Origin of the sequence: Lysobacter koreensis, assembly GCF_042677045.1 — a bacterium.
GTDB classification, from domain to species: Bacteria; Pseudomonadota; Gammaproteobacteria; order Xanthomonadales; family Xanthomonadaceae; genus Lysobacter_K; species Lysobacter_K koreensis.
In genome coordinates, this window is record NZ_JBHTIH010000008.1 from 61900 (window position 1) to 81751 (window position 19852).

Sequence of the window (19852 nt, forward strand, 5' to 3'; positions counted from 1 at the left end):
CCGATGCGGTTGATGGGCCGCTCTAAAGCAGTGCAACAACCGCTCTAGATCGTTTCCGGACCCCTCTAGAGCGGTGCAGTAGCCGCTCTGGAGGTATCGGACAACCGCTCTCGACCTATGCGATAGCCGCTCTCGACCCTTCGGGAACCGCTCTGGAGCGGTGGGGGAACCGCTCTAGAGCGGTGCAAGAGCCGCTCTCGACCCTCGGCAGACCGCTCTGTCGGGTTCCGGAACCGCTCTGGAGCGGTGCGGTGACCGCTCTCGAGGTACGGCGTGACCGCTCTGGCCCATCCGCAGGTGGACTGAGCCGGAGGCGGTGCGCATCGCCGGTGGCGTGGCGGTCGGCTCGGGTGGTGCATGGCGGTGATGGGTATCGCTGCGCTCAACCCATCCTACGGGTGACGGGTAGGTGCATCGGCCGCTTGGACGCGGCCGTGCTCGCGGATAAGCTGCGGCGGCGGGCCAATGACGGCCTGCAACGGGAAGTTCAACCAAGACAGGGAGTAAGGGACATGAGTCAAAACCTCGCAAGCAAGCATTTCGACGACGCCCAGTGGAGCGGTGTCGACCAGGCGATCGCGGCGCTGGAACAAAGCTGGGGGCCGGTGCTGGTGGCTCTCAACGGCACCGCGCAACGCCGCAGCCTGATCAAGATGGGCGACGGCTCCGAGGCGTTCTGCCGCAAGGCATTCGATGTGATGCGCGAGAACGCGGACCTGCTGCCGCGCAACCTGGACCTGGCCGAGATGGGCCGCGACCTGGCCAGCCACGACGCGCTCAACGCGCGCCTGCAGCGGCTGACCCGGCTGCTGGAAAAGGTGCGCGACACCGACATGGCATTGGGCAGCGACGTGATGGTCGCCGCGCTGGGCGGTTACGCGATCCTGAAGGTGGCCGGCAAGGGCGAAGGCCTGGACGCGGTCAACCGCGACCTGGGCAAGCGCTTCGAAGGCAACGGCCCGCGCGCGGTGGAGCCGGGGTCGGTATCGGAATAAGCGCGTCGCTGGTTGCAGTACGAAAGGCCCCGCATTGCGGGGCCTTTTTTGTGCGGTCGCGGAGCGTGTGTGATGGGTATCGCTTTGCTCAACCCATCCTACGAACTGCGGCAACGGCCTTGCGTAGGGCGGGTTTCAACCCGCCTTCGGGGGTGGCGCGGTGGTCGCGTATGGCGATGGCGGGTTGAAAACCCGCCCTACCCCGGCGCGAACCAGCGGCGCAGGTAGGGCGCGGTGCGGCTGGCCTTGGCCTGGCTGACCTGGCGCGGGGTGCCGCTGGCGACGATGCGGCCGCCCTCCTCGCCGGCGCCGGGGCCGACGTCGATCACCCAGTCGGCGTCGGCGACCACGCGCAATTCGTGTTCGACCACGATCACGGTGTTGCCGGCGTCGACGAGGCCGTGCAGCTGCCTCATCAGCTTGTCGACGTCGAACGGGTGCAGGCCGGTGGTCGGTTCGTCGAGCACGTACAGGGTGTCGCCGCGCTGGCTGCGCTGCAGCTCGGTGGCCAGCTTGATGCGCTGCGCCTCGCCGCCGGACAGCTCGGTCGCCGGCTGGCCCAGGCGCAGGTAGCCCAGGCCGATGTCGTGCAGCAGTGTCAGGGGCCGGTGCACCGCCGGCTCGTCGGCGAAGAACGCGCGCGCCTCGTCGACGGTCATCGCCAGCACCTGGGCGATGTTGCGCTCGTTCCAGGTGACCTCCAGGGTCTTGGCGTTGTAGCGCGCGCCGTGGCAGGTCGGGCATGGCGCGTAGACGCTGGGCATGAACAGCAGCTCGACGCTGACGAAGCCTTCGCCGTCGCAGGTCTCGCAGCGGCCGGACTGCTTGCCGGCGCGGGCGACGTTGAACGAGAAGCGGCCGGCGTCGTAGCGGCGCGCCTTGGCGGCCTTGGTCGCGGCGAACAGCTTGCGCACGTGGTCGAACAGGCCGGTGTAGGTGGCGAGGTTGGAGCGCGGCGTGCGGCCGATCGGTTTCTGGTCGACGTTGACCAGCCGGCGGATCGCGTCCGCGCCGGCGTGCAGGCGGCCGGTGGTGGTGGCGGCGACAGTCGGCGGCAGTTCCTCCTCGCCGGACGGGGTCTCGTCGGCGGGCGGCTCGTGGCCCAGGTGCGCGCCGACCAGTTCGACCAACGCCTGGCTGACCAGGCTCGACTTGCCCGAGCCGGACACGCCGGTCACCGCGGTGAAGGCGCCCAGCGGAAACCGCGCATCGAGGCCGTGCAGGTTGTTGCGGCTGACGCCGCGCAGTTCCAGCCACGCGGCAGGCGTGCGCGGTTCGCGGTGTGCGCTGGCGTCGGTGGCGAACAGGTAACGGGCGGTGTGCGAACGCGCGACCGCGCGCAAACCGTCCGGCGGACCGCTGTAGAGCACCCGGCCGCCGTGTTGGCCGGCGTCGGGGCCGACGTCGACCAGCCAGTCGGCGCGGCGCATGGTGTCGAGGTCGTGCTCGACGATGAACACGGAGTTGCCCGAGGCCTTGAGCTGGTCGAGCGCGCGGTGCAGCGCCTCGCTGTCGGCCGGGTGCAGGCCGGCCGACGGTTCGTCGAGCACGTACACCACGCCGAACAGGTTGGAGCGGATCTGGGTGGCCAGGCGCAGGCGCTGCAACTCGCCGGGCGACAGCGTCGGCGTGCTGCGGTCCATCGACAGGTACCCCAGGCCGAGCGCCTGCAGCGTGGCGATGCGTTCGACCAGGTCGCCAGCGATGCGCTGCGCGGCGATGCGTTTCTCCTCCGACAGGTTCGGCGTGCGCCGCACGTCCGAGCCGCCGGCGTGCGCCGAACCACCGGCGGCGACGCGGCGCGCGGTGTCCTGGCGCGCGGCGGCGCGGCTGAGGGTGACTTGCGCCCGCGCGGCGGCCTGGTCGAAACGGCCGTGCGCGGCCGGTTCCAGCACCTGCGCCATCGCGTTGAGCGACAGCTGCGACAGCGTGCCGATGTCGAGCCCCGCGAACGTCACCGACAGCGCCTCGCGCTTGAGGCGGCGGCCGTCGCAGGCCGGGCAGCGGCTGCCGACCATGTAGCGCGCGACGCGCCGCTTCATCAGCGCGCTCTGGGTGGTGGCGAAGGTGTGCAGCACGTATTTGCGCGCGCCGATGAAGGTGCCCATGTACGCCGGCTCGGTCTTGCGGCGCAGCGCGGCGCGGGTCTCGGCGGGGGTGAAACCGGGGTACACCGGCACGCTGGGCTGCTCGTCGGTGAACAGGATCCAGTCGCGGGTCTTCTTCGGCAGGTCGCGCCAGGGCGTGTCGACGTCATGGCCGAGCGTGACCAGGATGTCGCGCAGGTTCTGGCCGTGCCAGGCCGGCGGCCACGACGCGATCGCGCGCTCGCGGATGCTCAGCGACGGGTCGGGCACCATCGACTGCTCGGTGACCTCGTAGACGTGGCCGAGGCCGTGGCAGTTCGGGCACGCCCCTTGCGCGGTGTTCGGCGAGAAGTCCTCGGCGTAGAGCATCGCCTGCTTCGGCGGGTAGCTGCCGGCGCGCGAGTACAGCATCCGCAGCAGGCTCGACAGCGTGGTCACGCTGCCGACCGAGGAACGCACGCTCGGCGTGCCGCGCTGCTGCTGCAGCGCCACCGCCGGCGGCAGGCCCTCGATCGAATCGACATCGGGCACGCCGACCTGGTCGATCAGCCGGCGCGCGTACGGCGCGACCGATTCGAAGTAGCGGCGCTGCGCCTCCGCGTACAGCGTGCCGAACGCGAGCGACGACTTGCCCGATCCGGACACGCCCGAGAACACCACCAGCGCATCGCGCGGGATGTCGACGTCGATGTCCTTGAGGTTGTGCTCGCGTGCACCGCGGACGCGGACAAAGCCACCAGAGGCGGCAGGGTCGGTCGGGTCGGGGCGCGGCGGGGAGCGACGGGTCATGCGCGACGGCCCTGCACGGGGGTGCGGAAAGTGGCCGCCACTCTAGCGCCGCGGAGGTGAAGCGCCCGCGGCGGCGAAGCGCCTCCGCGCATCGACTGCGCGCACGGTTTCGCCGGATGCACCAGGCAGGCCCGGGGGTCGGCGCGCGCGACGCCACCGGTGACGGATTTGTGTAGCCGCGTCTATACGCGCCGTTGATTGCGTGCCGCGCACATTGACGGCATCCGGCGATCCGGCCGGCTCTTCCGCAAAGGAATCCCGATGAGCATCAACGACAAGAACGACAGCAACGACATGAACCGCGATCCGATCAGCGGCACCCCGGGCGCGCATCCGGTCGGTACCGGCCTGGGCGCGACCGCCGGTGCGGTGGCCGGTGCGGCGGTGGGTTCGGTCGCCGGCCCGGTGGGCACGGTGGTCGGCGGCGCGATCGGCGCGGTGGTCGGTGGGCTGGGCGGCAAGGCCGCCGGCGAAGCGGTCAACCCGACCGCCGAGAACGCCTACTGGCAGGAGAACTACAAGAACGAGCCGTATGTCAACAAGGACTACGACTACAACGAGTACGCGCCGGCCTACCGCACCGGTTACGAGAACCGCGCCAAGTACGAAGGCCGCACCTTCGAGCAGGTCGAGTCGGAACTGCAGAACGACTACGAGCGCGTCAAGGGCAACTCGCGCGTGGCGTGGAACGAAGCCAAGGGCGCGACCCGCGCCGCGTGGCACCGCGTCGAGCGCGCCGTACCGGGTGATGCGGACGGCGACGGCCGCTGAAGCTGGCGTAATCAGGTAACAGCAGAAGGCCCCGGTTTCCGGGGCCTTTTTTTGGTTGTTCGTAGGATGGGTTGAGCGAAGCGATACCCATCGGCGGTTGCACCATCGACGTGGCGGCGGGGTCTGCGCGGTGATGGGTATCGCCTTTGGCTCAACCCATCCTACGAATGCGCAAGGCGGTGTGTGCGTGGCGTTGACGCGGGCGCCGGTATCGTCGGCGGCGCCCTTCCACTCACTTCCCGGAACCCCTGCATGGCCGAGTCCATCTACGACGCGCTGCGCGAAAGCCACGAGATCCAGCGCGCGCTGCTGCGCAAGCTGCTGCGCAGCAAGGCCGGCACCCAGGCGCGGATCGCGCTGTTCACCCAGGTGCGGATCGAGCTGGCCGCGCACGAGGCGGCCGAGGAGCGCTACCTGTACGCGCCGATGCTGATGGACGACATGGGACTGATGTCCACCCGCCACGCGCTGCACGAGCACCACGAGATCGACGAGCTGGTCGAGGAGCTGCAGTCGTTGGCGCCGGCCGGCGCGGCGTGGATCGAGAAGGCGAAGGAGCTGTCGCACGAGGTCCACCACCATTTGCGCGAGGAGGAGAAGAAGTTTTTCCAGGTCTCGGGCAAGGTGCTCAGCGCGGCACAGAAGACCAAGCTGGCGAAGCAGTACCGCCGGGATTACCAGCGCATGCACAAGGTGCTGGCGGCGGCGTGATGGGTTGAACATAGCGATGCCCATCGCCTGCTGCACCCGCGAGGGGTGATGGGTATCGCCTTTGGCTCAACCCATCCTACGGATGGCATTGCGTAGGATGGGTTGAGCGTAGCGATACCCATCAACCCCGCTCGCCGAAGCCAGCCCCGGTTCCCACCGCGATGCCCCAGTCGGGTGGCAATCGCCCTTCCGCCACATGGCGGTGAAAGGTCGAATACGGCCAATCCGCCACCCGCGCCACGTGCCCGTGCTTGACCGGGTTGAAATGGATGTAGTCGACATGGCGACGCAAGTCGTCGTCATCGCGGATCAGGTGTTCCCAGTAACGTCGCTGCCAGATGCCGCGTTCGCCCTTGGCAATGCGGCTGTCGCCGCGTCGTTCGCCCCGCGGCAGTTGCCGCGAGAACCACGTCTTCAGCAGGCGCCAACGCAGGGAGTGGTCGGCATCGTCTTGCGGCAGCGTCCACACGGCGTGCAGGTGTTCGGGGAGCACGACCATCGCGTCGATCGCGAATGGGTGGTGGGCGCGGACGTAACGCAGCGCGTTGCGCAGGTCGTCGATGCGCTCGGTCAGCAGCGTGCAGTCGCGGCGGGCGAGGTTGACGGTGAAGAAGTAGCTGGCGCCGGGGGCATGGGCGCGGCGGTAGTTGGTCATCCTTGACCTCTTGGTATTGCGCGGTGATGGGTATCGCTTTGCTCAACCCATCCTACGGGTGGGTATCGCGGGGTGATGGGTATCGCCTTTGGCTCAACCCATCCTACGGGGACGGGTTACCAGGTCAGGTCGTCGGGGACGACGAACTGGCTGTAGTAGTCGTCGTCGCTGCCCGGCTCGGCGGGCGATGGGTTGCGGCCGTGGTCGAGCACGATTGCGGCGGCCTCGCGCTCGTAGACCATCTGGGCCGCGGCGCGCGGCAGCAGTTCGTAGCCATCGCCGTGGCGCGCGATCACCAGCGCGCCGCTGGCCAGTTGCAGGCGCAGGGCCTCGTTGACCAGCACGTTCCTGATCTTGCCGGCGTCGGTGAAGGCGTAGGCGATCTCGCCCTCGCGGCGGACCTTGTGGGTGTCGACGATCTGCTTCACCTGCGCGCGCAGTTCGTGCGCGCGCGCCTGCGCGTTGCGCTGTGCCGACAGCGCGCGGTCGCGTTCGGCGCGCTCGGCCTGCAGCTTGTGCGCATCGACCGCGTCGGCGGCGGGCGCGGCCGGCGCCTTGGCGTGGCGCTGGCGGGCCTGCTCGCGCACGGCTTCGGCGACCTTGTGCTTCTTGGCCAGGCCGGCCTTGAGCAGTTGCTCTTGCAGGGGATTGCGCATGGTGGGGTCGAACGATGGCGTCGCAAGGTCGCGAACAGTGATTGTAGCGTCGGCGGTTGCGGCGGACCGCCGTGGGCGGTGGGGCGCAGGGCGATGGGTATCGCTGCGCTCAACCCATCCTACGGGGGCGTGTAGCGCGGGTTTTCAACCCGCCGTCGGGGGAGACGCGGGTGGCGGGACGGCGGGTTGAAACCCGCTCTGCGAAAAGGCCGCCCGGAGGCGGCCTTTTCTTCGCACGGTTCAGCGCCGACGCTTACGCCCAGGGATCGCGCAGGGTCATGGTCGCTTCGCGGCCGGGGCCTGTGGATACCATCGCCAGCGGGCAGCCCGACAGTTCTTCCAGCGCGCGCAGGTAGGCGCGCGCGGCGGCGGGCAGCTTGTCCCACTCGGTGACGCCGGCGGTGGATTCGGTCCAGCCCGGGAACTCCAGGTACACCGGCTCGCACTCGTCCCAGCCCTGCGCATCGAGCGGGGCGTACTCGGTCTGCTTGCCGTGGTACTTGTAGGCCACGCACAGCTTGAGCTTGTCCATGCCGTCGAGGATGTCGAGCTTGGTGATGCACAGGCCGTTGATGCCGTTGATCGCGACCGCGCGCTTGAGCGCGACCAGATCGATCCAGCCGCAGCGGCGCGGGCGGCCGGTGGTGGCGCCGTATTCCTGGCCGCGGTCGCGGATGCCCTGGCCGATCTCGTCGTTGAGCTCGGTCGGGAACGGGCCGCCGCCGACGCGGGTGGCGTAGGCCTTGGCGATGCCGAGCACGTAGTCGATCGCGTCCGCGCCGACACCGGTGCCGGCCAGCGCGCCGCCGACGGTGGTGTTGCTGGACGTGACGTACGGGTAGGTGCCGTGGTCGATGTCGAGCAGCGAGCCCTGCGCGCCTTCGAACAGCACGCGCTTGCCCTGCTTGCGCAGGTCGTGAAGGATGCCGGCGACGTCGGACTTCATCGGCTGCACGTAGTCGCCGAATGCCAGCGCCTCGTCGAAGGTCTGCTGGAAGTCGACGGCGTCGACGCCCAGGTACTTGGTCAGCACGAAGTTGTGGTAATCCAGCGCGGTGCGCAGCAGTTCCTCGAGCTGCTTCGGGTAATGCAGGTCGGCGACGCGGATGCCGCGGCGCGCCACTTTGTCCTCGTACGCCGGGCCGATGCCGCGGCCGGTGGTGCCGATCGCCTTGCCGCCGGCCTTCTTCTCGCGCGCCTGATCCAGGGCGATGTGGTACGGCATGATCAACGGCGTGGCCGGGCTGATCTTGAGGCGCGAACGCACCTCGACGCCGGTGGCCTCGAGCTCGGCGATTTCCTTCTTGAGCGCGGCCGGCGAGAGCACGACGCCGTTGCCGATCAGGCACAGCGCGCCTTCGCGCAGGATGCCCGACGGGATCAGGTGCAGGACGGTCTTCTTGCCGTTGATGACCAGGGTGTGGCCGGCGTTGTGGCCGCCCTGGAAGCGCACGACCGCACCGATCTCCTCGGTCAGCAGGTCGACGATCTTGCCCTTGCCTTCATCGCCCCACTGGGCCCCGAGAACGACGACTGACTGACCCATTGCAACGCTCCTGTTGAGTCGTCCGCGCGGCGAGGCCGCCGCGGACGGGACGCCACGGACGGAGCCGGGCGCCACAAACGATAAAAGCCGAAGGGAATGCCCCTCCGGCTTTTGTGCATTATCCGGGTTTTGTCGGGTGCCGGCCACCCCGGCGAGCGGGGAATGCCGGCGAGCGGTAAATGCCGGCGGGCGGTAAAAGCCGGCGGGCCTGGGCCCGCCCTACCCGCGCACGACCCACAGCGAGAGCAGGCCGACGCCGGTTACGACCGCGCCCAGCACCCGCAGCTTGGGGTTGGGCACCGCGTACAGCTGCGCCGCGGCGCGCTTCCAGCTGCCCGGCGCGGCAAACAGCAACAGGCCCTCCAGCACCGCGACCAGGCACAGGGCCGACAGCAATCCCTCGCCCATCGGTCAGCGGTCGGACTTCATGTACTGCAGGAACGGATCGTCGCGGTCGAGCACGATCACGCCCTCGCCGTCGGCGAACGAGGCGCGGTAGGCCTCGAGGCTGCGCTGGAACGCGTAAAAGCCCGGGTCCTTCTGCGCCGCCGCGGCGTAGGCGCGGGTGGCCTGGGCATCGCCCTCGCCGCGCAGGCGCTGCGCGTCGCGCTCGGCCTCGGCGACGATCACGGTGCGCTCGCGGTCGGCCTGGGCGCGCACGGTCTGGGCCTGCTCGGCGCCCTCGGCGCGCAGCTGGCTGGCGACCTGCTGGCGCTGCGCGCGCATGCGCCGGTAGACGTCCTGGATCACCTGGCTGTCGGTCGGCAGGTCGATCTGCTTGATGCGCAGGTCGATGATGCGCACGCCCATGGTCGCCGCGCCCTGGTTGATCGACTTGAGCTGGCGGCCGATGACCTCGGCGCGGTCGCCCGACACCACCTGCTGCAGGGTGCGCGCGCTGATCTCGTTGCGCAGCGAGTCCCTGATGATCGGCGCCAGGCGCTGGATCGCGACCGACTCGTCGCCGCCGGTGGCGCGGAAGAACGCGCGCGCGTTCTCGATCTTGCCGATCGCGAAGAAGTCGATGCTGACGTCCTTGCGCTCGGAGGTCAGGTAGCGCTCGGGCTCGGCGTCGAGCACCTGGAAGCGCTGGTCGAACACGCGCGCGGTTTCCAGCAGCGGCACCTTGAAGTGCAGGCCGGGCTTGAGGTCGGTGCGTACGACGCGGCCGAGGTTGAGCACCATCGCGGTCTGGCCTTCGCTGACCACGAACACCGAGCCGAGCAGCGCCAGCAGCACGGCGACGGCCGTGGCAATCCAGAACGAGAACTTCATCGCGTCACCTCCTCACGGCCGGCCGGGCGCGGCGTGCGCGCCCCGCGGGTTTCCTCGGCCTGTTCGAGCACATTCACCGTCGGCGCCAGCGCTTCGGGCGCCAGCAGGTTGGGCAGGCTGGACTTGGCGGCGGTGCCGGGCTTGTCGTGCATCGGCACGTAGATCAGCTGGCGCGAATCGCCGCCAACGATCTTGCGGTTGCCGGCCAGCACTTCCTGCACGGTCTCCAGCCACAGGCGCTTGCGGGTGACGTCGGGCGCGGCCTTGTACTGGTCGACCAGCAGCGAGAAGCGGTCGGCATCGCCTTGCGCGCGCGCGACCGAGGCGGTCTTGTAGCCCTCGGCGACGGTGCGCACGCGTGCGGCCTGGCCGCGGGCTTCGGGCACGACCTGCGCGGCGTAGGCGCGCGCCTCGCTGATCAGGCGGTCCTTGTCCTGCTGGGCGCTGTTGACGTCGTCGAAGGCCGGCTTGACCTCCTCGGGCGGGCGCGCGTTGGGCAGGTTGAGTTCGGTCACGACCAGGCCGGTGCGGTAGGCGTCGAGCGACTTCTGCAGCTGGTCGCGGGCGAGTACCGCCAGCGCGGCGCGCGCGCCGAGCACGGTATCCAGCGTGGAGCGGCCAACCTGCTCGCGCACGGTGCTGAGCGCGGCCTGCTGCAGCACCTGGTCGGCGTCGCGGCTGCCGAACAGGTACATCTGCGGATCACTGACGCGGTACTGCACGTTGACCTCGACCTGGACGATGTTCTCGTCGCGGGTCAGGACCGGCACGTTGTCGCTGAAGGTCTTGATCTGGGTGGCGTTGAGCTTGGTGACGCGCTCGATCGGCCACGGCGCCTTGAGGTGCGGGCCGGGCTGCAGCACGCGCGCGAACTGGCCGAAGCGCAGCACCACGCCGCGCTGCTGCTCGGTGATCAGCACGAAGCAGTTGAACAGCAGCCACAGGCCCAGCGCGATGCCGGCCCAGCGCAGCATGCTGCGGCCGTCGCCGGCAGCGCCGCCACCACCACCACCACCGCCGTTGCCGCCGCCGAACAGGCCGCGCAGGCGCTCGAGCAGTGCATCCAGTCCGCCGTCGTTGGGCCTGCGCCGCGGCGAGCGATCGCCGGAATTGTCACTGCCGGGGGTGTTCCAGGCCATGCCTGCTCCTAGGTTGGGGGGTCGCGCGGGCCATCCGTGGTCCGCCTGCGGGCCGTGGCAACGGCGCCGCGTCGAGGTGTGGGCTGCGGTCAGGATCGCATGGGATCGCAGCGTCGGGGGATTCTAGGTGGGGGTGTGGCGGGTCTCAAGCAAGCCGGTTTGCCGTCGCTCCCGCGGCGGGCGAATGCCGCGCAGGACTGCAGCGGCACCCATTCGATCAGAACAGCTCGCTTTCCTCGACATCCAGCAGATGCCGCAACGCCTCGCCGTGCGCCTGCACGAACAGCTTCTGCACGTCGACGTGGGCCATGTCGACCTGCAGCAGCCAGCCGTCGTGGTCGGCCTGCTCGCCGCGCACCGCGCCCAGTTCGTGCAGGCGTGCGCGCAGCCGCGCGGCCTGCGACGGCAGCCGCACTTCGCCGATCACGTGGCGCAGTTCCAGCGCTTCGGCCAGCGCGCCGCGCAGCAGGTCCAGGCCGAGGCCGTCGCGCGCCGACACCCAGACGCGCTGGCGGCCTTCGCCGGGGCGGTCGTGGCGCGGCGCCATGCTGTCGGGCACCGCGGTGGGCGACGCATCGACGAGCGGCGCATCGACAATCTGCTTATCGACAGCCGGCTCATCGACAGCCGGCTCATCGACAGCCGGCGACTCGCCGAGCGACGCCTCGTCGAGGGGCGCCGGCACGATCCGGTCGATCTTGTTGAACACCATCAGCTGCGGGATGTCGCCGGCGCCGATTTCATTCAGCACCAAGTCGACCTGGGCGATGCGTTCGTTGCGTTGCGGGTCGGCGGCATCGACCACGTGCAGCAGCAGGTCGGCCTCGCGCGCCTCGGACAGGGTCGAGCGGAACGCGGCGACCAGTTCGTGCGGCAGGTTGCGGACGAAGCCGACGGTGTCGGCCAGCACCGCGGCGCCGCCGGACAACTCGATCCGGCGCACGGTCGGGTCGAGCGTGGCGAACAGGCGGTCGTCGGCGTAGGCCTCGGCGCCGGTCAGGGCGTTGAACAGGGTCGACTTGCCGGCGTTGGTGTAGCCGACCAGCGCGACGCGCGGCAGTTCGCTGCGCAGGCGCGCGCGGCGCATCTGGGTGCGCTGCACCTCGACCTTGTCGAGCCGCTTCTGCAACTGCTCCAGGCGCTTCTGCAGCAGCCGGCGGTCGGTTTCGAGCTGGGTTTCACCCGGCCCGCGCAGGCCGATCGAACCGCCGCGCTGGCGCTCCAGGTGGGTCCAGCCGCGGATCAGGCGCGTGGCCATGTGCTTGAGCTGGGCCAGCTCGACCTGCAGCTTGCCTTCGGCGCTGTGCGCGCGCTGCGAGAAGATGTCGAGGATCAGGCCGGTGCGGTCGACCACGCGGCGCTCGAGCAGGCGCTCGAGGTTGCGCTCCTGGCCGGGGCTCAGCGGGTGGTTGACCAGGATCAGGTCGGCGCCGCTGGCGTCGGCCGCGGCCTTGACCTCCTCGAGCTTGCCGCTGCCCAGCAGCATCGCCGCGTTGGGCTTGTCGATGCGCGCGGTCAGCACCGCCGCGATCGACGCGCCGGCCGAGCGGGCCAGGTCGGCGAACTCCTCCAGCAGGTCCTGGTCCGGCTTGCCGCCGGCGTGGGGCTGGATCAGCAGCGCGTGCTCGCCCTTCTTCGATCGTTCAAACAAGGGCGTGTTTCTCCGCAGGGCATGGTGTGGTCATGCCCATGGAGATGGTGGCGCGGCCACCCGAACGCAAGTGCGCTAGGGCCGCGCGACGGACCGGCTATTCGGCCTCGTCGTGGGCCTCGTCGCCGTGCTCGCCGGCGCCTTCACCGGACTGCACGAAGCCGCCGCCCGGACCCACGCGCACGTTGCGCGCCGGGACCACGGTCGAGATCGCGTGCTTGTAGACCATCTGGCTGACGGTGTTGCGCAACAGCACCACGAACTGGTCGAACGACTCGATGGTGCCCTGCAGCTTGATGCCGTTGACCAGGTACACCGAGACCGGGACGCGTTCGCGACGCAGCGCATTCAGGAAAGGATCCTGCAAAGATTGCCCCTTGGACATTCGTAACTCCCCAACTGGTCTTAATTGCTGTTTCTAGTTATGTGGTGCGGGGCGCCCGTGGAGCGGCATCCGCATCGCCGGCAGGTTCCCCACCGCGGCGACCGTTCGATGGTAGCGCAACTGGGCTTGGCCAAGTCTGCCGGCAGGTCTCAGTCCGGGATTTATGCCTGCCCCGGCCCGATGAACATCGCCAGCGCGTGCTCCAGGGCCGGGCGATCGGACGCCGGATCGAACCAGCGCGCGTCGAGCTGGCCGCGCAGCCAGGTCAGCTGGCGCTTGGCGAGCTGGCGGGTGGCGTAGATGCCGCGCGCGCGGAACTCGGCCGCGTCGGTCGCCCCGTCCAGGTGCTCCCAGGCCTGCCGGTAACCGACCGCGCGCAGGGCCGGCAGCTCCAGCGGGCGCTGCTGCGCCGCCAGCTCAGGCAGCGCGCGCAGACGGCGCACTTCATCGAGGAAGCCGTCGCCGAGCATCGCGTCGAAGCGGCGTTCGATGCGCGCGTGCAGCACCGCCCGGTCGTGCGGCGCCAGCACCAGCTTGAGCACGCGGAACGGCAGGCGCGGCGACGCCAGGCCTTGGCGACGCCACTCGCTCATGGTGCGGCCCGACAATCGATGCACTTCCAGCGCGCGCTGGATGCGCTGGGCGTCGGTGGCGTGGATGCGCGCGGCCGCTTCGGGGTCGAGTGCGCGCAGCTCGTCGTGCAGCGCCGCCCAGCCGCGCCGGTTCGCCTCGGCCTCGATCTGCGCGCGCGTCGCCGGGTCAGCGGTCGGCATCGGCGACAGGCCGTGCAGCAGGGCGTGGAAGTACAGGCCGGTGCCGCCGGCAAGGATCGGCAGCCTGCCGCGTGCGGCGATGGCATCCATGGCCAGGCGCGCGTCGGTGGCGAACTCGGCCGCCGAATACGGTTGCCACGGTTCGCGGAGGTCGATCAGGTGGTGCGGCACCTGCGCGCGCTCGGCCGGCGTCGGCTTGGCCGCGCCGATGTCCAGCCCGCGGTAGACCAGCGCCGAATCGACGCTGACGATCTCGCCGCCCAGCCGCTGCGCCCACTCCAGCGCGAGCGCGGTCTTGCCCGAGGCGGTCGGCCCCATCAGCGCGATCGCCAACGGGCGGGGGTCGGCCTTCATAGGTTTCTGTAGGGCGGGTTTTCAACCCGCCGACACGATTGCGGACGGCGCCACGATTCCCGACAGCGGGTTGAAACCCGCCCTACGGCTTCAGTAGCCATTCTCTTTCAACGACGCGCGCACCTGCTGGTGGGTGACCTGCACCTCGTGCGGTGGCTCGCGGTCGAGCAGGCTGCCGATCAAAATCGCGACGGTCGCGGCGATGAAACCGGGCACGATCTCGTACAGCGCGCTGCCGGTGTACTTCCACAGAATCACGGTCAGCGCGCCGACCACCATGCCGGCCAACGCGCCGTTGCGGGTCATGCGCTGCCAGAACAGCGACAGCAGCACCACCGGCCCGAACGCGGCGCCGAAGCCGGCCCACGCATAGCTGACCAGGCCGAGCACGCGGCTCTCCGGGTCGCGCGCGATCGCGATCGCCAGCAGCGCCACCAGCAGCACGGTCAGGCGGCCGACCCAGACCAGCTCGCGCTGGCCGGCATGCTTGCGCACGAAGCCGCGGTAGAAGTCCTCGGTCAATGCGCTGGAGCACACCAGCAACTGGCACGACAGCGTGCTCATGACTGCGGCAAGGATCGCCGACAGCAGCACGCCGGCGATCCAAGGATTGAACAACTGTTCGGCCAGGGTGATGAACACCCGCTCGGCGTTCTGGTTGACCGGGCCGGCATCGGCCGGGTGCGCGGCGTAGTGGGCGATGCCGAAGAAGCCGACCGCGATCGCACCGGCCAGGCACGCGATCATCCACGCCATGCCGATGCGCCGCGCCTTGGGAATCGTGGCGAGGTTATCCGCGGCCATGAAGCGCGCGAGGATGTGCGGCTGGCCGAAGTAGCCCAGTCCCCAGGCGATCGCGGAGACCACCGCGACCAACCCACCCTTGCCGATCCACTCCAGCCGCGCCGGATCGACCTGCTCGATCAGCGCCAGGCTGTTCGCCACGCCGCCGTTGCTGAGCACCACCACCACCGGCGCCAGCACCAGCGCGAAGATCATCAGCGACGCTTGCACGGTGTCGGTCCAGCTGACCGCGAGGAAGCCGCCGATCAGGGTGTAGATGATCGTGGCCGCCGCGCCCCACCAAAGCGCCTGTACGTATGGCAGGCCGAACACGCTCTCGAACAGGCGCGCACCGGCGACGATGCCCGAGGCGCAGTACACCGCGAAGAACACCAGGATCACCAGCGCCGACAGTACGCGCAGGATGCGGCTGTGATCGGCGAAGCGGTGGGTGAAGTAGTCCGGCAGCGTCAGCGCGTTGTGGGTGCGCTCGGTATAGACGCGCAGCGGACCGGCGACGAAGCGCCAGTTGCACCACGCACCGATGATCAGCCCGATCGCGATCCAGGCCTCCGACAGCCCGCTGAGGTAGAGCGCGCCGGGCAGGCCCATCAGCAGCCAGCCGCTCATGTCCGAGGCGCCGGCCGACAGCGCGGTGACGTAGCTGCCCAGAGAGCGGCCGCCGAGGATGTAGTCGTCGAAGTTCTTGGTCGATCGCCAGGCCAGGAAGCCGATCATCACCATCGCGATGAGGTAGATCGAGAACGTGATCAACAACGGCGTGCTGGCGGTCATGCGGCGGCGTCCCCCGGATCGAGCGGGCAAGCTTACCGTGTCGCCAGCCGGGGGTTGGCGGAGCGCATGCCCGCGCCCGGTTGTGCACAGGGCTTGTGGACAACGGCCCGGAGGAAGCTGTGGACAACTGGCGCAGAGGCAAGCCCGGCGTGGTACGCAGACGGATTGCTCAATTATTGGCCACGGCCGGCGACCGGCACGCGCCAGGGGGTGCCGCGCGCCCGGCGTCACCCCTAGTGGCAGGCGTAAACTGCGCACATGCCACTGTGGAAACGCCTAGGGTTCCTGGCCGTGTTCGTGGTGCCGCTGCTGATGCCGGCCGCGGCCTGGCTGGGCACGCGCTTCGGACACGTCGACGTACTGGCCTGGTTTCCGCTGTTCTTCCTGTTCGTGCTGCTGCCGCTGCTGGACTACGCGCTCGGCCACGACCCTCACAACCCCGCGCCTGCCGCGGCGGCGGCACTGGAACGCGACCGCTGGTTCCGCGGCATGACGCTGGTGGCGCTGCCTGCGCAGGCGGCGGTGCTGGGGTGGTCGGCCTGGCACTTCGCCGGCGCGGGATTCGGCCCTGCCGGGATCGCCGGCTGGCTGCTGTCGCAGGGGATCGTCGGTGGCGTGCTCGCCATCAACGTCGCCCACGAACTGATCCACAAGGACACGCGACTGGAGCGTGGCGCCGGCGGCGTGCTGCTGGCCAGCGTCGGCTACCACGGCTTCAAGATCGAACACCTGCGCGGACACCACGTGCACGTGTCCACGCCACGCGACGCGTCGAGTGCCCGCCTGGGCCAGTCGTTGTGGCATTTCCTGCCCCGGGCACTGGTGCGCAACACGGTCAACGCCTGGCGATTGGAAGCCCGGCGCCTGCAGCGCCTCGGCCGCCCGTGGTGGCATGCGCGCAATGAAATGATCGGCTGGAGCGCGCTATGGCTGGCGTTCGCCGCCGGATTCACGCTGTGGCTGGGCGCGACCGGGCTGGCGTTTTTCCTCGCACAGGGATTCTTCGCGGCCTGCGCACTGGAGGTCATCAACTACGTCGAGCACTACGGGTTGCAACGCGAGCGGCTTGGCGACGGGCGCTTCGAACGCACCACCCACCTGCATTCGTGGAACTCCGACTATGCGTTGAGCAACCTGTTCCTGTTCCACCTGCAGCGACATTCCGACCACCACGAAACGCCGCGCCGCCGCTATCAGTCGCTCCTGCACCACGCTGACAGCCCGCAACTGCCGGGCGGGTATGCGGTGATGTTTGTCCTGGCGCTGTGTCCGCCGCTGTGGTTCCGGCTGGTGGATCCCCGTGTCCGCGCGTTCCGCAGGTCGGGCTGAGACAGTCGCGACGCCGCGTCCGGGTCGTCCGGCACGTCCGGCGCGCGACTCAATCGTCGTCCGGCCAGCGAATTGAGGCTGCACCTGCGCTCGCCCGGGGCATCGGTTGCGCGGCCACGGCGTGCCAGACCTTGAGCGCATCGACGGTGGCGGCGACATCGTGCACGCGCACCAGCCTGGCGCCGCGCTGCACCGCGACCAGGTGCGCGGCGACCGAGCCGTGCACGCGCTCGCGCGGCTCGTCGCGGCCGGTGAGGTCGCCGATGGTTTTCTTGCGCGACAGCCCGGCCAGTACCGGCACGCCCAGTTCGGTGAAGCGTTGCAGCTGCGCGAGCAGCGCGAGGTTGTGCTCGCCGCTCTTGCCGAAGCCGAAGCCCGGGTCGACCACGATCTGCTTCTTGGGAATACCCGCCATCTCGGCGGCGAAAATCCTCTCGGCGAGGAAGCGGTGCACCTGCGCGACGACGTCGTCGTAGTTCGGCGCCGCCTGCATCGAACGCGGCTCGCCGAGCATGTGCATCAGCACCACCGGCACGCGTAACTCCGCCGCGGCGTCGAGCGCGCCGTCGCGGCGCAGTGCGTAGACGTCGTTGATCATACCAGCGCCGGCGGCGACCGCGGCACGCATGACCTCGGGCTTGGAGGTGTCGATGCTGATCGGCAGCGAGGTCTCGCGCGCGAGGCGCTCGATCACCGGGATCACCCGGCGCAACTCTTCCTCTACGCCGACCTCGTCGGCGCCGGGGCGGGTCGATTCGCCACCGACATCGAGCACGTCCGCGCCCTCCCCGGCCAAGCGCAGGCCATGGGCGACCGCGGCCTCGAGCGTGTCGTGCGCGCCGCCGTCGGAGAACGAATCCGGGGTGACGTTGACGATGCCCATGACCCGGGCGCGATCGAGGGTGAGCACGCGGCCGTTGCAGCCGAGTTGTGGAGCCAGGTCAAACATCGCCGCCACGTCCTCCATGTCGAATCATCGCCGCACCTGCCATCACCAGCCACACCGATGCCAGCACGATACCGACGCCGGCGAAGATGCGCAGCTGCCCCAGCCACCAGCCGAGCAGCGGAAACATCAGCACGGCAAACAGCGCTGCCAGCAACAAACGTCTCGTCGAGGCCGGCGACCAGGCCATCACGCCACCAAAGAAAAAGGCCAGAGCGGACTCTGGCCTTTTCGTCATGGCGCGGCAAGCGGACCCCGCGCGATGGGTATCGCTGCGCTCAACCCATCCTACGTCTGCGCCGCTGGCCCGCCGATCGCCGGACGGCCGCGGTCTTCCTTCGACGTGCGCCCCGACTTGATCCAGTCGGCCGGCGGACCGGGCTCGCGGCCGTTCATGATGTCGTCGATCTGGTGGGCGTCGATGGTCTCGTACTGCAGCAGCGCGTCGGCCATCACGTGCAGCTTGTCGAGGTTGGCCTTCAGCAGTTCGGTCGTGCGCACGTAGGCCTTGTCGAGAATGTCGCGCACAACCTCGTCGATCTTGCGCGCGGTCTCGTCGGAGACGTTCTTGTGCTGGGTCACCGAGCGGCCGAGGAACACCTCGTCCTCTTCCTCGCCGTAGGTGATCGGCCCGAGCTCGGACAAGCCCCACTTGGTGACCATGTTGCGGGCCATCTTGGTGGCGCGCTCGATGTCGTTGCTGGCGCCGGTAGTGACCATGTCGGCGCCGAAGATCAGTTCCTCGGCGACGCGACCGCCGTACAGCGAGCACAACTTGCTCTCGATGTTGATCTTGTTGTAGCTGTAGCGGTCGCCTTCCGGCAGGTACATGGTCACGCCCAATGCCCTGCCACGGGGAATAATGGTGACCTTGTAAACCGGGTCGTGGTCCGGCACCAGGCGGCCGACAATGGCGTGGCCGGCCTCGTGGAAGGCGGTGTTGCGCTTCTCTTCCTCGCTCATCGCCATCGAGCGGTTCTCGGTGCCCATCATGATCTTGTCGCGGGCCTTGTCGAAGTGCTCCATGCGCACGTCCTTGCCGTTCTCGCGCGCCGCGAACAGGGCCGCCTCGTTGACGAGGTTGGCCAGGTCGGCACCGCTGAAGCCCGGGGTACCGCGCGCGATCGTCATCGGCTCGACGTCATCGGCCAGCGGCACCTTGCGCATGTGCACGCGCAGGATCTGCTCGCGGCCACGCACGTCCGGCAGGCCGACCACGACCTGCCGGTCGAAACGGCCCGGGCGCAGCAACGCCGGATCGAGCACGTCGGGACGGTTGGTCGCGGCGATCACGATCACGCCCTCGCCGCCCTCGAAGCCGTCCATCTCGACCAGCAACTGGTTGAGTGTCTGCTCGCGCTCGTCGTGACCGCCGCCCAAGCCGGCACCGCGATGGCGGCCGACCGCGTCGATCTCGTCGATGAAGATGATGCACGGCGCCTGCTTCTTGGCCTGCTCGAACATGTCTCGCACGCGGCTGGCGCCGACGCCGACGAACATCTCGACGAAGTCCGAACCGGAGATCGAGAAGAACGGCACCTTGGCCTCGCCGGCGATCGCGCGCGCGAGCAGGGTCTTGCCGGTACCCGGCGGGCCGACCATCAGCACGCCGCGCGGGATCTTGCCGCCGAGCTTCTGGAAACGGCCCGGGTCGCGCAGGAACTCGACCAGTTCGCCGACTTCCTCCTTGGCCTCGTCGCAGCCGGCGACATCCGCCAGGGTGACCTTGACCTCGTTCTCGCCCTGCAACTTGGCGCGCGAGCGGCCGAAGCTCATCGCGCCCTTGCTGCCGCCCTGCTGCATCTGGCGCATGAAGTACACCCAAATGCCGATAAACAGCAGCCAGGGCAGCACGTTGATCAGGATGTACAGAAGCGACGGGCCAGTGGCCGGCGCCACCCGCTCAATCGTGACCTTGTGCTGGAGGAGATCGTTGACCAGATCCTTGTCATTTGGGTTGATGGTGGTGAACGTCTTGCCGTCCTTGGCCTCGCCGGTGATGGTGATGCCGTCTTCGGCGATCTTGACCTTCGACACGCGGTCGTTCTGGACCTGCTGCACGAACTGGTCGTAGGCCATCGTCTCGGTGCCGGCGGCGCGCGGCCCAAAGGCCTGGAACACCACCATCAGCACGACGGCGACGACCACCCAGAGCAACAGATTCTTGGCCAAATCGTTCATTCGTTCCTACCTGTCCGCCCTTGCGGGCCTG

18 protein-coding genes are annotated in these 19852 nt (G+C 69.2%); 4 read left to right on the forward strand and 14 right to left on the reverse strand.

The window, feature by feature from the left end; genetic code table 11:
* Positions 1-512 precede the first annotated feature (512 nt).
* Positions 513-995, forward strand: coding sequence for a hypothetical protein (locus ACFQZQ_RS14030; RefSeq protein WP_386813549.1), 483 nt, complete (start codon positions 513-515; stop codon positions 993-995).
* A 197-nt stretch (positions 996-1192) separates the two neighbouring features.
* On the opposite strand, the gene ACFQZQ_RS14035 is transcribed toward ACFQZQ_RS14030, so the two are convergent.
* Positions 1193-3871, reverse strand: a complete 2679-nt coding sequence (locus ACFQZQ_RS14035) for an excinuclease ABC subunit A (RefSeq protein ID WP_386813550.1) — start codon at positions 3869-3871, stop codon at positions 1193-1195.
* Positions 3872-4132: 261 nt separating this feature from the next.
* On the opposite strand from ACFQZQ_RS14035, the gene ACFQZQ_RS14040 reads away from it, so the two are divergent.
* Both ACFQZQ_RS14040 and ACFQZQ_RS14045 read left to right on the forward strand, forming a co-directional pair.
* A complete protein-coding gene (locus ACFQZQ_RS14040) occupies positions 4133-4642 on the forward strand; it encodes a hypothetical protein (protein ID WP_386813551.1) in 510 nt (169 codons plus the stop codon).
* A gap of 252 nt (positions 4643-4894) precedes the next feature.
* Positions 4895-5353, forward strand: coding sequence for a hemerythrin domain-containing protein (locus tag ACFQZQ_RS14045; protein ID WP_386813552.1), 459 nt, complete (start codon positions 4895-4897; stop codon positions 5351-5353).
* A 121-nt stretch (positions 5354-5474) separates the two neighbouring features.
* On the opposite strand, the gene ACFQZQ_RS14050 is transcribed toward ACFQZQ_RS14045, so the two are convergent.
* From ACFQZQ_RS14050 to putP, 10 genes are all read right to left on the reverse strand, one after another.
* Positions 5475-6008 (reverse strand): REP-associated tyrosine transposase, encoded by a 534-nt coding sequence (locus ACFQZQ_RS14050; RefSeq protein WP_386813553.1) that lies wholly within the window; start codon positions 6006-6008, stop codon positions 5475-5477.
* Positions 6009-6124: 116 nt separating this feature from the next.
* Positions 6125-6664, reverse strand: coding sequence for a DUF2058 domain-containing protein (locus ACFQZQ_RS14055; protein ID WP_386813554.1), 540 nt, complete (start codon positions 6662-6664; stop codon positions 6125-6127).
* A 253-nt stretch (positions 6665-6917) separates the two neighbouring features.
* A complete protein-coding gene (locus ACFQZQ_RS14060; protein WP_386813555.1) occupies positions 6918-8210 on the reverse strand; it encodes an adenylosuccinate synthase in 1293 nt (430 codons plus the stop codon).
* Positions 8211-8429: 219 nt separating this feature from the next.
* A complete protein-coding gene (locus tag ACFQZQ_RS14065; protein ID WP_386813556.1) occupies positions 8430-8618 on the reverse strand; it encodes a DUF2065 domain-containing protein in 189 nt (62 codons plus the stop codon).
* A 3-nt stretch (positions 8619-8621) separates the two neighbouring features.
* Positions 8622-9485 carry a protease modulator HflC gene (gene hflC, locus ACFQZQ_RS14070; protein WP_386813557.1) on the reverse strand — a complete coding sequence of 288 codons (864 nt, stop codon included), beginning with the start codon at positions 9483-9485 and terminating at the stop codon, positions 8622-8624.
* Positions 9482-10624 (reverse strand): FtsH protease activity modulator HflK, encoded by a 1143-nt coding sequence (hflK, locus tag ACFQZQ_RS14075; protein WP_386813558.1) that lies wholly within the window; start codon positions 10622-10624, stop codon positions 9482-9484. The genes hflC and hflK overlap by 4 nt, the downstream gene beginning before the upstream one ends.
* Before the next feature lie 217 nt (positions 10625-10841).
* Positions 10842-12275, reverse strand: coding sequence for a ribosome rescue GTPase HflX (gene hflX / locus ACFQZQ_RS14080; protein WP_386813559.1), 1434 nt, complete (start codon positions 12273-12275; stop codon positions 10842-10844).
* 97 nt (positions 12276-12372) lie between these two features.
* Positions 12373-12660, reverse strand: coding sequence for an RNA chaperone Hfq (hfq, locus tag ACFQZQ_RS14085; RefSeq protein ID WP_386813560.1), 288 nt, complete (start codon positions 12658-12660; stop codon positions 12373-12375).
* Positions 12661-12821: 161 nt separating this feature from the next.
* A complete protein-coding gene (gene miaA, locus ACFQZQ_RS14090) occupies positions 12822-13787 on the reverse strand; it encodes a tRNA (adenosine(37)-N6)-dimethylallyltransferase MiaA (RefSeq protein WP_386813561.1) in 966 nt (321 codons plus the stop codon).
* A 90-nt stretch (positions 13788-13877) separates the two neighbouring features.
* A complete protein-coding gene (putP, locus tag ACFQZQ_RS14095; RefSeq protein WP_386813562.1) occupies positions 13878-15365 on the reverse strand; it encodes a sodium/proline symporter PutP in 1488 nt (495 codons plus the stop codon).
* A 258-nt stretch (positions 15366-15623) separates the two neighbouring features.
* Between putP and ACFQZQ_RS14100 the strand changes: the two genes are divergently transcribed.
* Entirely contained in the window at positions 15624-16694 is a 1071-nt protein-coding gene (locus ACFQZQ_RS14100; protein WP_386813563.1) for an alkane 1-monooxygenase, read from the forward strand.
* Between the two features lie 49 nt (positions 16695-16743).
* Here ACFQZQ_RS14100 and folP read toward each other — a convergent pair whose 3' ends face one another.
* From folP to ftsH, 3 genes are all read right to left on the reverse strand, one after another.
* Entirely contained in the window at positions 16744-17643 is a 900-nt protein-coding gene (gene folP, locus ACFQZQ_RS14105) for a dihydropteroate synthase (protein WP_386813564.1), read from the reverse strand.
* The gene (locus ACFQZQ_RS14110) at positions 17636-17830 is read right to left on the reverse strand and encodes a hypothetical protein (protein ID WP_386813565.1); all 195 of its coding nucleotides are present in this window, start codon (positions 17828-17830) and stop codon (positions 17636-17638) included. The genes folP and ACFQZQ_RS14110 overlap by 8 nt, the downstream gene beginning before the upstream one ends.
* Positions 17831-17928: 98 nt before the next feature.
* A complete protein-coding gene (gene ftsH, locus ACFQZQ_RS14115; RefSeq protein ID WP_386813566.1) occupies positions 17929-19821 on the reverse strand; it encodes an ATP-dependent zinc metalloprotease FtsH in 1893 nt (630 codons plus the stop codon).
* Positions 19822-19852 lie beyond the last annotated feature (31 nt).